Origin of the sequence: Ruegeria sp. HKCCA0370 (assembly GCF_013033705.1) — a bacterium.
Lineage (GTDB): Bacteria > Pseudomonadota > Alphaproteobacteria > Rhodobacterales > Rhodobacteraceae > Ruegeria.
In genome coordinates this window covers 225,153-240,330 of record NZ_WQEP01000006.1, presented here as the reverse complement: position 1 = coordinate 240,330, position 15,178 = coordinate 225,153, and the positions used below count along the sequence as shown (strand labels likewise).

The following is a 15,178-nucleotide window of genomic DNA, read 5'->3' as shown; positions in this document are numbered from 1 at the left end:
GCATGATTTTTTACGATTGCTCCACTGCTCCAAACCCCCGTCGTGCGCGGATGTTCATTGCCGAAAAAGGATTGGATATCGAAACGCATGAGGTCTCGATTGCGAAAGGTGAACAATTGAGCGAAGCCTTTCGCGCCGTGAACCCACGGGCCACGATCCCGGTTCTGGTAACGGATGACGGAACCGTTCTGACAGAAAATCTGGGCATTGCGGCATTTCTGGAGGCACGGTTTCCCGAACCGCCTTTGATGGGCCGAACCCCCGAGGAAAAAGGATTGGTTCTGATGTGGAACGCGATCGTCGAACATCAGGGCGGGGCACCGATTGCCGAGGCTCTGCGCAATGGACATCCTGCCTTCAAGGATCGCGCCATTCCAGGCCCTTCCAATCATGCGCAGATTCCCGAACTTGCACAGCGCGGGCGCGAGCGTGTGGCATCCTTCTTTGAAATGCTGGAATCACGTCTGACGGAAAGCCCTTTTGTGGCCAGTGACGTGTTTTCCCTGGCGGATATCTCGGCTTTCGTTTTTGTCGATTTCGCCCGCGTCATCAAGATGCGTATCCCGGAAGACAACGCGGCCACCCTGGCGTGGTTTCAAGCTATCCAATCTCGTCCAAGCGCAAGTCTGTAAACCAGCCGAACCGTGCCGGGTTGCGTTGTGACCAGCACTGTACAGAAATGTCTAGACAGATGTGAACAGTGCCACTAGCGTCTCCTCAGATTCTGTTCAGGGGAGGTCGGGATGAAATCCCAATATCGCGTCGTGGTCATCGGAGGAGGCGTTGTCGGGGCCTCGGTTCTGTATCACCTGGCCAAGTTTGGCTGGTCGGATGTCGTCATGTTGGAGCGGCGGCGGCTGGCGTCTGGGTCGTCCTGGCACGCAGCGGGGGGCATTCATGCTTTGAATGCCGATCCGAACATGGCGTCTTTGCAGGCCTATACCATTGATCTGCTCAGCGAGATCGAGAAGGAATCAGGCCAGAATATCGGCCTGCATATGACCGGCGGTCTAACGCTGGCGGGAACCCCCGAACGGTGGGAGTGGTTGCAGGCCAATTACCGCATCTTCCAGTCCATCGGCATTGACGATTGTGAATTGCTGAGCCCGGAAGAGGCGCAGAAACGCTGCCCGATCATGTCCACCGATGGCATTCTGGGCGCGATGTGGGCCGACCGAGAGGGGTATATCGACACCACCGGCACCGTGCAGGCCTATGCCACCGCCGCAAAAAAGCGCGGGGCGGAATACTATGAGGAAACCAAGGTCGAGGAACTGATCCAGACCGCCGATGGCTGGCAAGTGGTGACCGACCGGGGCACGATCACCTGCGAACATGTGGTCAATGCCGCCGGCCTGTGGGCCAAGCAGGTGGGGCGCATGGCAGGGGTCGAACTGCCGGTCTCGCCGCTGAAACACCACTATCTGATCACCGACACGGTGCCCGAGGTCGCTGCGGCCGATTTCGAGATGCCGATGACCGTGGATCTGGAAGGCTTCACCTACATGCGGCAGGACCAGAAGGGCGTTCTGGTCGGCATCTACGAGGTCGATCACGAACACTGGGCCATGGACGGCGCGCCGTGGAATTATGGCGAGGAGCTGTTCAAGGAGCAGCTGGACCGTATCGAAAACGAACTGACGCTGGGCTTCGAACGCTATCCGGCGATCCAGAATGTGGGCATCAAGACATGGGTGAACGGCGCGTTCACCTTCTCGCCCGACGGCAACCCTCTGGTCGGTCCGGTCCCGGGCAAGCGCGGCTATTGGACCGCCTGCGCGGTGATGGCCGGGTTCCTGCAGGGGGGCGGTGTCGGCAAGACACTGGCCGAATGGATGATCCATGGCGAGCCCGAGGCCGACGCCTGGCCGATGGACGTGGCGCGCTATGGCGACTTTGCCCAGAACAAGCGCTATATCCGCGAGACGACGGGGCAGTTCTATTCCCGCCGCTTCGTGATGACCTATCCGAACGAGCAACTGCCCGCCGGGCGGCCGCTGAAAATGGCACCGGCGCATGATGCGATGACCGAGGCAGGGTGCAAATGGGGCGTCAGCTGGGATCTTGAAGTACCGCTTTATTTCGCGCCGAAAGGGTTCGAGGAAACGCCGACGCTCAAGCGTTCGAACGCGCATGACATCGTGGCCGAGGAATGCAATGTGATCCGCGAAGGTGCGGGCTTGCTGGATATTTCGGGCTTTTCTCGGTTCGAGGTTTCCGGTCCGAACGCAGAAGCCTGGCTGGATATGGTAATGGCCTCCAAGCTCCCCGGCCCGGGTCGTGCGAAACTGGCCCCGATGTTGGGTGAGGATGGGCGGCTGAAGGGCGATCTGACGGTGCTGAACTGGGGCGACGGGACCTGGTGGATCATGGGCAGCTATTACCTGCGGGCCTGGCATATGCGCTGGTTCGACGATCACATGATGGATGGCGTCAATATCCGTGATTTGGGCGAGGAATATTGCGGCTTTGCCGTGGTCGGGCCGAAGTCACAGGCGGTTGTGGAAAAACTGGCGGAACAGGATATCTCGGGCTTGAAGTTCATGGGGTGCGGCGATTTCGATATCGGCCTCGTGCGCGCCCGCGTCGCCCGCATGTCGGTGACCGGAGAAAAAGGGTACGAGATCAACTGCCGCTATGGCGACCATATCAAGCTGCGCCGCATCCTGTTGGAAGCAGGGGCCGAGGAAGGCATCCGCGAATGCGGCTTCAACGCGATGCTGTCAACACGGCTTGAAAAAAGCTTTGGCATCTGGTCGGCGGAATTCACGCAAGCCTATACACCGGGCATGACCGGAATGGATCGCTGGATCGACTGGGACAAGGACTTTGTTGGAAAGGCGGGCGCGCTTGCCGAACGTGACGGCAACGGCCCCGCGCAAATTCAGGCGACACTGGAAATTGATGCTCTGGACGCAGATGCCAGCGGATACGAGCCGGTATGGGCCAATGGCGAACGCGTTGGGTTTGTAACCTCGGGTGGCTACGGGCACTATACCGGCAAGTCACTGGCAATGGCCCTGATCGATCGGGACAAGGCGGAACCGGGCACGGAACTGTCCGTCCACGTGGTGGGCGTTGAACGTCCGGCGCGCGTGATTGCGCCGTCACCTTATGACCCCGAAGGCAAAGCGATGCGAGGCTGATCATGACTGCTGCAGAGCGCGGACGCCGACGGCGGGGGCGGGGGGCGGAAGCCGCCCCGCAGCCCAGTCGCGATGTGAACTATCGCCAGCTCAGGAACCCTTTCCCACAGATGGAAGTGTTCCCGGCCGATCAAATCGCGGATATGCATGACACCGCCTTGCGGACACTGGAAGAGTTGGGGGTAAAGACCCTGCTTCCCGAGGCGCGGAAACTGTTTAAACAGGGCGGCGCGCGGGTGGATGAAGACACTGAGATGGTGTTTATCGGGCGCGAGATGGTTGAAGCCGCAGTCGCGTCAGCGCCCAAATCCATCGCCTGTCGCGCCGGCTCGCGGCGTCGCGATTTTACGCTCGAACTGGGCTCGCTGGTGTTTCAACCCGGAGCCGGCGCGCCGAACGCAACCGACCTTGAACGTGGTCGGCGCCCGGCGACGGGTCAGGATTATCTGGAGTTTCTGAAGCTCACCCATCATTTCGACGTGTTCCAGATGATCTCGCCGCAGGTCGAGCCGCAGGATGTGCCGACCCATCTGCGCCATTACTTCACGACTCGGGCCCAGATGGAACTGACGGACAAGTTTCCGTTCTTCTTTTCGCGTGGAACCCCGCAAGTGATGGACTGCTTTGAGATGCTGACCACGGCACGCGGTCTTTCGGATGATGCGTTCCGGGGCCATGCGCATTGCTATACGATCATCAACACTAACAGCCCGCGCACATTGGATATCCCCATGGCACAAGGTCTGATCGACTTTGCCCGCCACGGTCAGATGTCGATCATCACACCCTTTACCCTGATGGGCGCGATGGCACCGATCACCGTGGCCGGGGCGATCACCTTGTCCCATGCCGAGGCCCTTGCCGCGCTGACTTTGACCCAACTTGCCAATCCTGGTGCTCCGGTCTGCTATGGCACGTTCACCAGTAACGTGGACATGAAGTCCGGCGCGCCCGCCTTTGGGACACCGTCGCACTTTCAGGCATCACTGGCTGCGGGCCAACTGGCGCGGCATCTTGGTTTGCCCTGGCGGTCGGCTGCCGGATCGGCGTCAAACACCAACGACGTGCAGGCCGCAAACGAGAACCAGTTTGGCCTTTGGGGATGCCTTATGGCCGGCGCAACGGTGATCATCCACTCCGCAGGCTGGTTGGAAGGCGGGTTGACGGTTTCCTTCGAAAAGCTGGTCTGCGATGCAGAAGTGCTGAACATGGTCGCCGAACTGTGCGCGGGCGCGCAGGCAGGGCCGTCCGAGATCGGGTTTGAAACTGCATTGAGTGAGGTTGAACCCAGTGGCCACTTCTTTGCATCAAGCCAGACGATGGAGCGCTATAATACTGAGTTCTATCAACCGCATGTCCATGACTACGCCAATTTCGGCACCTGGGCCGAACGCGGGTCGGTGGACGCGAACCATCGGGCAACGGATGTTTGGAAAGGCATTTTGAACGACTTCCGGGCGCCCGCTGTCGACAATGATCGGACAGGTGATTTACATGAGTTCATTGCCCGTCGTACCGCCGAGGGCGGTGCCCCACCGGAGAGTTGAATGAGCCCGAAACCGATCCTTCATCGCGATGACCCCGAGGCCGAACCATTGATCGGCAACATCAAGGTCACGCGCGACGACTGGCTGAACGTGGCGATGGATGTGCTGATTTCGGACGGGGTGGACCAGATCAAGGTCCTGAACCTGGCCGAACGGATGGCAGTATCGCGGTCGTCGTTCTATTGGTACTTCAAATCCCGGCAAGAGTTGCTGGATGCATTGCTGGCGCGCTGGCAGGCCACCAACACCGCCGCCTTGGTCGCGCAGGCCGAAGCACCAGCCGAGACGATAACGGCGGCCGTCTGCAACGTTCATCGGTGCGTGGTGAACACCGATCTGTTCGATACTGCGCTGGATTTTGCCGTACGTGACTGGGCGCGAAAATCAGGCAAGGTGCGGCGTATTCTGGACCAGTCGGACGCCCGCAGGCTGGAAGCGCTGCACGCCATGTTCGCCCGCTACGGCTATTCCGAGATCGAAGCCGAAACCCGGGCGCGCGTGCTGTATTACATGCAGATCGGTTATGATCTGGCGCAATTGAATGAACCTATCGAAATGCGGCTGTCGATGGTGCCGCATTACCTCTACGCTTTCACAGGCGTCGAGCCGAAACCCGAGGAAGTTGAAGAATTCAGCGCGTATTCCCTGCGCTTTTGGAAAGGAAACCAGACATGAGCCAACCAGACGCAATCATCATCGGAACCGGCGTGATCGGCGCGGCCATTGCGTTCGAGATGTCCAAGGCGGGATGGAAAACCCTGTCGTTGGACCGGAATTCTCAGGTCGGGCACGGTTCTACCGCGGGGTCCTGCGCGATTATCCGGATGCATTATTCTACATTTGATGGAACCGCGTTTGCCTGGGAAGGCTACCACTACTGGCGCGACTGGGCCGCGTATCTTGGCTTGCCGGAAGACGCCAACCTTGCGCAGTTCCGCGAAACCGGCTGTCTGGTCATGAAAACCGAGGCGAACGGGATGCTGGAGAAGCACATGCGCAATTCGTCCGAGCTGGATTGCCCGTTCGAGGAATGGTCAGATGAAAAAGTGCTGGAACGCTTGCCGGTCTATTCGCTGGACAGCTTTGCCCCCGCGCGCCGTATGGACGATCCTGAATTCGGCCAACCCAACGGGCGCAGAATGACGGGCGGTGTGTACTGGCCTCAGGCGGGTTATGTCACCGACCCGGCCCTGTCGGCCCAGAACCTGATGGATGCCGCGAAGCTGCATGGGGCAGAGGTGCGCACCGGCGCTGAAGTCACGGAAATCCTGACCGAGGGCGGGCGCGTTTCCGGCGTCAAGCTGGCTTCGGGCGAGGAAATCCACGCCAAGGTTGTGGTCAATGTGGCAGGACCTGGTTCGTCCATCATCAACAAGATGGCCGGCGTTCTGGACGATATGACCATCAAAACCCGGCCCTTGCGGCAAGAGGTCGTGCACGTTCCAGCCCCTGAAGGGTTCGATTTTGAACACGACGGAACCATCGTTTCGGACAGTGACATTGCCTGCTATTGCCGGCCGGAACACGGCAATCACATCCTTGTCGGATCTGAGGATCCGGAATGTGATCCGCATCAGTGGTGCGAGGACGATGTGAACTACAATCGTGAATTCACCGATCAATGGACCACGCAGGCCATGCGGTATGCGCAGCGTGTGCCCAGCCTTGGTATTCCATCGAAAACGCGGGGCGTGGTTGACCTGTATGATGCGTCTACCGACTGGATTCCGATCTATGACAAATCCAGCCTGCCGGGGTTCTACATGGCCTGTGGGTCAAGCGGAAACCAGTACAAGAATGCGCCGATTGCGGGCAAGATGATGGCGTCACTGATCGATTACTGTGAAGGTGGCGCCGATCACGACGCGAAACCGTTGCAGTTCGAATTGCCATATATCAAGCGGACAATCGACGTGGGCTTCTACTCGCGCAAACGCCCGATCAATGAGGAAAGCAGTTTCTCGGTTCTGGGCTAGTCGCGTTTCGCAAACGGTCTATGTCGTGTGTGGCTGTCAACAAGCCCGGCCCTGACATGACCGACCGAAAGACAACCGTATTGATCCTTGGCAGCGCCCCATCGGCGCTGGAGGCGCGGGCATGGTCGCGCGCGCCTTTCACGCATATCGTCGCCATCAACAACGCGTGGCGCATCCGAGAAGACTGGGATTACCTGATCCACCCCGAAGACTTCCCGGCAGAGCGCCGCCTTGGAAAAGTTTTTGGCACTCAACACATAGTCACTGCCGACGAATACGTCCCAAGACAGAATGACTATGGCGGGTTCGTCTATGCCGGCGGAACGATGGCTTTCACGGCAGGCTATTGGGCTTTGTCAGCCCTGAAGCCGGGTGTTCTGGCTTTTTCCGGTTGCGACATGATGTATTCAGGATCGGGACGAACACATTTTTACGGAAATGGCACTGCGGACCCTTTGCGAGAGGACGTGACACTGCGTTCGCTTGAAGCGAAGGCCGCTCGACTGGGTCTTTTTGCAGCCGCTCAGGGGTGCAGAACCGTACGGTTGTCCAGCGCGCCAAGCCGGCTGGTGTTTCCATCCGTCAACATATCTGACCTGACGGCCGCGCCGCTTCCCGATATTGTAGCCATGCACAGTGTGCAGCGAATGGAAGATGATCTTGGATATTATGTAGCCTCTGGTCGGTATTGGGAAGTTGAACACCGGTTCGACCCTGCTGCGATTGACGCATTGGATCGGATGTGGCTAAGGGCCTATCGGCTTGCCGTATCGGAGAACGCGGCCTGACACCGTTCAGGCGGCGGCGAAAGTAACCCAGGCCCAAACCATCGCAACATAAGTTAGGTTGTGCATCAACTGATCCAAACCTGCAGCGCGCCAAAAAGCGGGTTGCGTTGGCTCAAGTCGTTTTTTGTCTGAATAGCTGGCCTTGATGAAATCGATATTGAAATGGATGAACCATTCCAGCGCCCCGACAATCAGAATAAAAGACAACGGCGCGCCGAACACCAAAAAAACGACGACAGAACCCACAACATGCACAGCGGCATGTTGCGCGCGTCCCAAGTGAAAATACTCACCCCGACCGGAAAGCATCTTCGGTGTCTGGAGGTAGTAGTCAGCGAACATATGCTTGATCAACAAAAGACAAAGCATAAGAAACACTGCGCCAATACTGGCAGTCAAAAGAACCCTCCCGATATCGTTCTGCCGCCAACATTAGGCAATAAAACGGGCACGCGTAAATGAACTAGTTCACATTCGTTCAAGAAATTTTCCAAAAGGGAAAAATTTGCTTATCCTGTCTGGATGATATTTGATTCATGCTGTTGAAATTGCATGCATTGCGTTTAATCCACGTCGAAGGTCAGCAGCAGGGGCAGGTTCCATAGAACGCACAATTTTCCGCTTTATCTGGAAATACTCCAAGCGCGAACAGCTGATCCTGCTGGCCGTGACGGCGACGCTGTTTCCTTTGCTGTACCTCACACTTGAGTTGCCAAAACGAATAATCAATGACGCGATCGGGTCGTCCACCTCTGAGGTGACGATCTGGGGCTATTCCATGTCGCAGACCAGTTTTCTGGTCGTTCTGTGCTTTGCCTTTCTGGCGGCCGTGCTGTGCCACGGCCTGATGAAAATGCGCATCAACACCATGAAGGGCGTGCTGAGTGAACGGATGCTGCGGCGCTTCCGCTATCAGTTGATCAGCCGGGCGCTGCGCTTTCCTCAACCCTATTTCGAGCGTGTCAGCCAAGGTGAAATGGTGTCAATGATCACCGCCGAAAGCGAGCCGATGGGCGGCCTGATGGGCGATGCGATCAGCCAGCCGGTTCTTCAGGCCGGCCAAATGATCACCATACTTTCCTTCCTGTTCCTGCAAAGCGTCTGGTTCGGGCTGGCCGCGGTGGCGCTGATACCCTTGCAGGCCTGGTTGATCCCCAAGCTGCAACGCCAGATCAATCTGCTGAACAAAAAACGCATTCAGGAGGTTCGGGTTCTGGCGGCGCAGATCGGCGAGAACGCAGCGGGCGCGTCCACCCTGCGGACCAATGGCGGCTGGCGTTTTCGCCGGTCGATGATCTCAGAGCAATTGGGACGCCTGTTCGGCATCCGTTTCGAGATCTATCAAAAGAAGTTTTTCATGAAATTCCTGAACAACTTCATCTCGCAGCTTACACCGTTCATGTTCTATCTGGTTGGTGGTCTGTTGGTGCTTCAGGGCTCGGTTTCACTGGGGGCGCTGGTTGCCGCATTGGCTGCGTACAAGGATCTCAGCTCACCTTGGAAGGAACTGCTGACCTATTACAACCAGACCCAGGACATGTCGCTGCGCTGGGATGTGGTTCTTGACCGTTTTGCCCCGGCCGGAATGCATGATGAAACCTTGTTCAAAGGTGAACCTACCGAGTGGCCGCACCTGAACGGCGACATCGTGCTGGATCACGTTTCGGTGCGCGACATGGATGGCAATCAGGTGCTTGATGATCTGGACCTCAGTTTTCCTGCCGGAAAGACAATTGGGATCGCCGCCCCCAGCGAGGAAGATCGACGCGCCATCGGCGAATTGCTGACACGGGAAATACGTCCAAGTGCTGGCCAGGTTCGGATCGGGGATCTGAAACTGGCCGAGGTGCATCAGGCGGTTGTCGCCGCGCGTATCGGGTATGTCACATCACGCCCTGTCATGTTTCAGGGTACGCTGGGCGACAACGTGATGATGCCGATGCGGTTCAAACCGCTGACTGACCCGCCGGACGATCCGGATTTTCTTGAAACTCTGAGGGCGGGCAACAGTGCCGATCCGTTCAGGGCGGAATGGTTGGACCCAACTCTGGCCGGCTTTCAGGACGCCGCAGAACTGCGTGCCTGGTGGTTGCAGTTGATTGATGGAATGGGGTTTGGCGCAGCGCTGTTCCAACGAGGCGCCGAACAGAGTTTCGATGCGGCCGAGCATTGTGAATTGGCAAAGAAACTGATCGAGCTGCGCCCGGTCGTGCAGCAGGCCGTTCGGGAGGCCGGGCTGGAACAACAGGCGCTTGTCTTTGACCGGAACACCTATAACGCGGCCCTGCCTGTGGCTGAAAACCTGCTTTTCGCAACGCCACGTGTTCCTGTGACACAGGCTTTGCTTGCGCAGCAAAAGGTCTTTCTCGGACAGTTGCGTGAACTGGGGCTGGACGAGACATTGATCGCGTTGACACGCGATGTGATCGACATGCTGCGCCAGATCTTCGGGATCGATGGAACCGACCACCCGTTGTTCCAAAAGCTTGGTCTTGATGCAAAAACCTATGAAATTGCAGTGGATCTGGTGGACCAGACCCGCAAAGAAGGTTCGGACGGGCTGGATGACGAACAGCTTGCCAACATGTTGGCGGTGCCATTTGTGATCTCTGCCGAACAGATCGGACCTGCGTTCACGGATGAACTGAAGGATCGCATCCTTGAACTCCGGCACAGCCATTCCGAGAAACTGATGGAGCGTTTGCAAGACGTCTTCGTTCCATTGGATCCGAACGTCTTTGCGCCCGGATTGACGGTCATGGAAAATGCGCTGTTCGGAAAAGTCAGCCAGATTGGCGGTTCCCGTTCGGACGAAGCCCGCAAGGTGATTGTCGATGTGTTGGCTGAAAACGGCGCGCGCCCATTGGTCACAGAGCTGATCTATGATGTGCAGGTTGCTTTGGGCGGTCAGAATCTTCCGGCGGTATTTGCCGAACCCTTGGCCTTTACCCGTGCGACGATCAAGAAACCTGACATCCTGATTCTGGAAAATGCGCTGGCCAGCTACGACATGAAAACGCAGGTTGCTGTCTATAAACGGCTTCGTGAACTGCTGCCGGACACCACTGTTGTCTATCTGAATGATCAGTTCGAAAACCCCGGTGCATTCGACATGTATGTGGAAATCCGGCAAGGTCGTGTGGTCTCGGACGGAGGGCCTGTGGAGGTGGAGGAAGACAGTGCAGCATCGGCGGATTTGACGCGGAAACTGCGCGCTCTGGAACAAACCCCGTTGTTTTCGGGTCTGGATCGGCGGCAGCTGCGCCTGCTGGCCTTTGGTGCGCGCTGGTTTGATGCCGAGCCAGGGCAGGTGGTGTTCTTGAAAGATGACCAACCCACCGACGGTGCCTATGTGGTGCTGGAGGGCGAAGCAGGTCTGTACCTGCCGCAAGAACAGGGGCCTGACCAATTGATCACCAAAGTCGGGCCTGGTGCTTTGGTCGGAGAGTTGGGCCTGATCAGAAAAGAACCGCGTGCGCTGAGCATGGTGGCAGAAACCCAGCTTTCCTGCTTGCGGATCGGTGAAGAAGAATTCCTTGCCGTTGTGGAAAACGACGCGGCGACCGCATTCAAGCTGTTGCAGGTGATCGCCGGCTATGTGTCCAATTAGCGATCAGCAGTCCGTGTTGCAGAACAAATCATAAAGCAGACGGATCACTTTTTCCGTGGCGCCGTCGCGCAATGAATAATAGATTGTTTTGCCTTCCCGACGCGTCGAGACCAACTCTTCCTCGCGCAGGCGCGCCAGCATCTGGCTGACTGCGGCCTGCCGCAGCTGAAGCAGCTCTTCAAGTTGGCCAACGGATTTTTCACCACCACCAAGATGGCACAAGATCATCAGACGCCCCTCGTGCGCCAGTGTTTTAAGAAATGCAGCCGCGCGTGCAGCATTGTCTTTCATGTCCGGCAGAGCGTCTGTTGGGTGTTCCTGAGGTTCGGTTTCGTTAAGTGCCACTTTCTGACCGTCATATCGCGTTTGTGATGCCAATATGCATCAAGGCCATTGATATTGTCACCCCTCGGTTGCCGGGGCGCCCCCTTGAAAAGCGTTGCCTTCAACGTAATCGCATGGGTCTTCCTGCATTTGCAGATGCAAACCGTCTCCGTCATATGGGTGCGCGCGGGCCAGGTCTTCATCGACATCGATCCCAAGGCCCGGAGCATCCGGGGCGGCGACAAAGCCATTCTCGACCCGGATCGATCCCTTGATCAGTTGATCGTGGAAAGGTGTTTCGATGGTTTCCAGAAGCAGCAGGTTGGGAATGGACGCCGCCAGATGAATATTGGCGGCCCATTCCACCGGACCGGCATACAGGTGCGGAGCCATCTGCGCGTTGAAGACCTCGGCCATGGCCGCGACTTTCTTCATCTCCCAGATTCCGCCTGCGCGTCCCAGGGCCGGTTGCAGGATTTCGGCCGCTCCGGCGCGCAGGACGGCTCCGAATTCGGCCTTTGTGGTCATCCGTTCTCCGGTGGCAACCGGAATGCGTACATTGCGCGCGACGCGGGCCATGTCTTCGATATTGTCCGGCGGCGTAGGTTCTTCGAACCACAGGGGTTGGTATGGTTCCAACGCCTGCCCCAGCCGAATTGCACCGGCTGTGTTGAACTGGCCATGGGTACCGAACAGCAGATCGGCCCTGTCCCCCACGGCCTCGCGGATCGCCTTGCAGAAGGCGACGGACATGGAAATGTCGCGCATCGCGGGCATGTGCCCGCCGCGGATCGTATAGGGGCCGGCCGGGTCGAATTTCACGGCAGTGTAGCCACGTTTTACCATTTCCGCCGCCGTTTCACCGGCCTGTTCGGCAGAGGTCCAGAAATCGTTCAGGTTGTGCTGGGGCAGGGGGTACAGGTAGGTATAGGCCCGGATCCGGTCATTCATCCTGCCGCCCAGCAGCGCATGCACCGGCCTGTCGCGATCTTTGCCCAGAATGTCCCAGCAGGCGATTTCCAACCCCGAGAATGCGCCCATCACCGTCAGGTCCGGGCGCTGCGTAAAGCCGCTGGAATAGGCGCGGCGGAACATGAGTTCAATGTTTTCGGGGTTTTCTCCTAACATATGCCGGTCGAACACGTCCTGAATGACATGACGCATCGCTTCGGGGCCTACGGACGAGGCATAACATTCACCCCATCCCGTGATGCCGGTATCGGTCGTCACTTTGACAAGTATCCAGTATCGCCCTCCCCAGCCCGGAGCGGGCGGGGCGGTGACGATGACGTCGAGATCCTGAAGTTTCATCCCAAATCCTTTCGGTGGGTCAGGTCCTGTCGAACAGGATCACATTTCGCTTGGCCGATCCGGTTTTGGTGTCGGCGATGGCCTCGTTGATCTGATCCAGAGACCAGCGGCCCGAGATCAGCTCGTCCAGTTTCAGCCGCCCCTGCTTATACAGGTCCACCATCCATGGTATGTCGCGCTGAATGACCACGTCGCCCATTTTCGACCCGACGATACCCTGGCCCAGGGCTGCCAATACAACAGGTTCATAGCTGGCCATGTCACCGGAATGTGGCATCCCGATCATGATCGCCTTGCCGCCGCGCCCAAGATAGCGCGGAGCCTGATCATAAGCGGGAACCGCGCCGACAGTGATCAGAACGGCATCGGCACCGCGTCCACCCAGCGCCCTGTATGCAGCTTTCCAAGGTTGATCCAAGCTGGCCAAAACGCCGTGGGTTGCGCCGAACTCTTTGGCGATCTCAAGCTTTTCTTCGGTCATGTCCACGGCCACGATCCGCCGGGCGCCTGCAATCCGCGCGCCTTGAATTGCGTTCAGGCCGACACCGCCGGCCCCAATGACCACCACGTCCTGACCGGGGCGCACGCCCGCCGCATTCACCGCAGCGCCGACCCCGGTGATCACACCGCAGGACAGCAGGCTGGCCAGTTCCTTGGGCAGGTCATCCGGGATTTTGACGATCTGGCGGTGGCTTACCACGACCTTTTCGGCAAAGGCCCCGCATGCCATCGCCTGTTCGAGCGGGCCGCCATCGCCTGTTTTCAACGGACCTTTGACAGTGTCGTAGGGTGTTTCGCAAATTGTCGGTTGCCCGCCTGCGCAAGCAGGGCAAGACCCGCAGGCGCGGATCAGGGTCACCACCACAGGGTCGCCGACCTTGAAATCCCCGGCCGCCTCTCCGACTGCGGTGATCACGCCTGCGGCTTCGTGCCCGTAAACGGCTGGCAGGAACCCTCCCCATGCGCCTTCGGCATAGGAAATGTCCGAATGGCAGATGGCCACGGCATCCAGTGTCACCTCGACCTCGCCCGTGTCAGGGGGGCCCAGATGAACGTCTTCGATCACCAGTGGCTCGCCAAATGCCCGGCAGACTGCGGCTTTGATTTTTTGCATGTTGTCCCTCACTCCCGTTGGGTTCACGGTGGCGCGGGAAAAGGCGGCTCGCAAGGCAGAAACCGCCATTTGCGTGTCGTTGTTACGCTACGACAGGCCGGGACCGTCTAAACAGAAGGAACCCTGCCAGCATCAACATGAGTGCCAGCAGGAAAGGGGCGCCGGGCAGGTAGAGCGGGGTGTCAGGTCGAATGAACTGCGCGAATACGCTGGTCATCACCAACGGTGAGATCACCATCGAAAGCGCATGCAACGCAGTCAGGACACCTTGCAATTCGCCTTGCTGCGAATCTGGTGTGGCCCGTGACATCATCGCCTGAAGGGCGGGCGTGATGACCGCCCCAATGGCGGTAATCGGAATGAGAAGCAGTGCAATCAGGCCGTTGGTCAGAAAGGCCAGAATCGCGAAGCTTATGATTTCAAAGATCATGCCATAGATGATTGTTGCCCGCTCGCCCAAAAGCCGGATGGCCGGGCGGATCAGACCGCCTTGCACGACGGCCATGCCGATACCATAGATTCCAAGCGACAGGCCGATCATCTGCGCGGACCAACCGAAGCGCTCGGTCGTGAAATAGGACCAGATGGCCGGATAGACGTAGATTGAAACCGAATACAGGAAATAGACCCACAGCATCGGCTGGATGCCGGGCAATGATGCTATGGCGCGAAGCGAGTTCACCGGGTTCGCGCGTCGCAGGTTGAAGGCACGCCTGTTTTCATCGGTCACCGTTTCGGGCATCACGAAATATCCGATGCAGAAGGTCAACGCCGCCAAACCCGCAGCAGCCCAGAACGGTGCACGAGTTCCAAATTCGCTTAGCAATCCGCCGATCACCGGACCCAGGACGAACCCCACGCCAAAAGCGGCGCCCAGAAGGCCGAAATTTGCGGCCTTGTCTTTTGGGTCGGACACATCCGCCATGAAAGCCGCCGCTGTCGAATGGGTGGCCGCCGTGATGCCGCCAATGATACGTCCGACCAGCAAAAGCCAGATGCTGCCCGCCATGGCCATGACGACATAGTCCAGCGCCATGACGAACAAGGACACCAGCAATACCGTTCTACGCCCGTAAGCATCGGACAGATTTCCCAGAATGGGGCCGAAGATGAATTGCATCGCGGCAAAGGCTGTGCTCAGCACACCGCCCCAGATCGCGGCATTGGCCAGGGTGCCGCCCTGAACCTCGACAATCAGTTGCGGCATGATCGGCATCACAAGACCAATGCCCATAGCATCGATCATGACGATGCCGAGGATGAAGAAAAACGGCAGACGCATGGGACCTGAACAAATGAGTTGTGAGCGGCACCCTAGTCATGCCCGACGAATGAGGAAAGAGACAGTTCCGCCGGACACCC

12 protein-coding genes are annotated in these 15,178 nt (G+C 58.3%); 7 read left to right on the top strand and 5 right to left on the bottom strand.

From position 1 onward, the window contains the following. The first annotated feature begins 2 nt into the window (after positions 1–2). The 6 genes from GOW31_RS14440 to GOW31_RS14415 all read left to right on the top strand — a co-directional run bounded on the left by GOW31_RS14440 (position 3) and on the right by GOW31_RS14415 (position 7,457). On the top strand, positions 3–632 hold the full coding sequence (locus GOW31_RS14440) for a glutathione S-transferase family protein (RefSeq protein ID WP_171170968.1): 630 nt from the start codon (positions 3–5) through the stop codon (positions 630–632). A gap of 111 nt (positions 633–743) precedes the next feature. Continuing rightward, positions 744–3,146, top strand: coding sequence for an FAD-dependent oxidoreductase (locus tag GOW31_RS14435; RefSeq protein ID WP_171170966.1), 2,403 nt, complete (start codon positions 744–746; stop codon positions 3,144–3,146). Between the two features lie 2 nt (positions 3,147–3,148). Beyond that, positions 3,149–4,693 (top strand): trimethylamine methyltransferase family protein, encoded by a 1,545-nt coding sequence (locus tag GOW31_RS14430; protein WP_171170964.1) that lies wholly within the window; start codon positions 3,149–3,151, stop codon positions 4,691–4,693. Further along, positions 4,694–5,368 (top strand): TetR/AcrR family transcriptional regulator, encoded by a 675-nt coding sequence (locus GOW31_RS14425; RefSeq protein ID WP_171170961.1) that lies wholly within the window; start codon positions 4,694–4,696, stop codon positions 5,366–5,368. It abuts the gene before it with no gap. After that, positions 5,365–6,669 (top strand): FAD-binding oxidoreductase, encoded by a 1,305-nt coding sequence (locus GOW31_RS14420; protein ID WP_171170960.1) that lies wholly within the window; start codon positions 5,365–5,367, stop codon positions 6,667–6,669. Before GOW31_RS14425 ends, GOW31_RS14420 begins: the two co-directional genes overlap by 4 nt. 56 nt (positions 6,670–6,725) lie before the next feature. Beyond that, positions 6,726–7,457: a hypothetical protein gene (locus GOW31_RS14415; RefSeq protein WP_171170959.1), complete on the top strand. Its 732-nt coding sequence runs from the start codon at positions 6,726–6,728 to the stop codon at positions 7,455–7,457. A 6-nt stretch (positions 7,458–7,463) separates the two neighbouring features. On the opposite strand, the gene GOW31_RS14410 is transcribed toward GOW31_RS14415, so the two are convergent. After that, entirely contained in the window at positions 7,464–7,826 is a 363-nt protein-coding gene (locus GOW31_RS14410; RefSeq protein WP_371419740.1) for a DUF3307 domain-containing protein, read from the bottom strand. 244 nt (positions 7,827–8,070) lie between these two features. Between GOW31_RS14410 and GOW31_RS14405 the strand changes: the two genes are divergently transcribed. Beyond that, on the top strand, positions 8,071–11,067 hold the full coding sequence (locus GOW31_RS14405; protein WP_171171024.1) for a cyclic nucleotide-binding domain-containing protein: 2,997 nt from the start codon (positions 8,071–8,073) through the stop codon (positions 11,065–11,067). A gap of 3 nt (positions 11,068–11,070) precedes the next feature. On the opposite strand, the gene GOW31_RS14400 is transcribed toward GOW31_RS14405, so the two are convergent. The 4 genes from GOW31_RS14400 to GOW31_RS14385 form a co-directional block, all read right to left on the bottom strand. Continuing rightward, positions 11,071–11,358 (bottom strand): helix-turn-helix transcriptional regulator, encoded by a 288-nt coding sequence (locus GOW31_RS14400; protein ID WP_170345119.1) that lies wholly within the window; start codon positions 11,356–11,358, stop codon positions 11,071–11,073. 111 nt (positions 11,359–11,469) lie between these two features. Beyond that, entirely contained in the window at positions 11,470–12,702 is a 1,233-nt protein-coding gene (locus GOW31_RS14395) for a mandelate racemase/muconate lactonizing enzyme family protein (RefSeq protein ID WP_171170958.1), read from the bottom strand. A gap of 19 nt (positions 12,703–12,721) precedes the next feature. Then, positions 12,722–13,816, bottom strand: a complete 1,095-nt coding sequence (locus GOW31_RS14390) for a Zn-dependent alcohol dehydrogenase (RefSeq protein WP_171170957.1) — start codon at positions 13,814–13,816, stop codon at positions 12,722–12,724. An 82-nt stretch (positions 13,817–13,898) separates the two neighbouring features. After that, entirely contained in the window at positions 13,899–15,098 is a 1,200-nt protein-coding gene (locus GOW31_RS14385; protein WP_171170956.1) for a TCR/Tet family MFS transporter, read from the bottom strand. Positions 15,099–15,178: the final 80 nt, after the last annotated feature.

Coding starts and splice junctions, on each gene's coding strand:
- GOW31_RS14390 (WP_171170957.1), bottom strand. CDS start 13,816: ATGCAAAAAATCAAAGCCGCAGTCTGCCGGGCATTTGGCGAGCCACTG.
- GOW31_RS14420 (WP_171170960.1), top strand. CDS start 5,365: ATGAGCCAACCAGACGCAATCATCATCGGAACCGGCGTGATCGGCGCG.
- GOW31_RS14425 (WP_171170961.1), top strand. CDS start 4,694: ATGAGCCCGAAACCGATCCTTCATCGCGATGACCCCGAGGCCGAACCA.
- GOW31_RS14435 (WP_171170966.1), top strand. CDS start 744: ATGAAATCCCAATATCGCGTCGTGGTCATCGGAGGAGGCGTTGTCGGG.
- GOW31_RS14410 (WP_371419740.1), bottom strand. CDS start 7,826: ATGCTTTGTCTTTTGTTGATCAAGCATATGTTCGCTGACTACTACCTC.
- GOW31_RS14440 (WP_171170968.1), top strand. CDS start 3: ATGATTTTTTACGATTGCTCCACTGCTCCAAACCCCCGTCGTGCGCGG.
- GOW31_RS14395 (WP_171170958.1), bottom strand. CDS start 12,702: ATGAAACTTCAGGATCTCGACGTCATCGTCACCGCCCCGCCCGCTCCG.
- GOW31_RS14385 (WP_171170956.1), bottom strand. CDS start 15,098: ATGCGTCTGCCGTTTTTCTTCATCCTCGGCATCGTCATGATCGATGCT.
- GOW31_RS14400 (WP_170345119.1), bottom strand. CDS start 11,358: ATGAAAGACAATGCTGCACGCGCGGCTGCATTTCTTAAAACACTGGCG.
- GOW31_RS14415 (WP_171170959.1), top strand. CDS start 6,726: ATGACCGACCGAAAGACAACCGTATTGATCCTTGGCAGCGCCCCATCG.
- GOW31_RS14430 (WP_171170964.1), top strand. CDS start 3,149: ATGACTGCTGCAGAGCGCGGACGCCGACGGCGGGGGCGGGGGGCGGAA.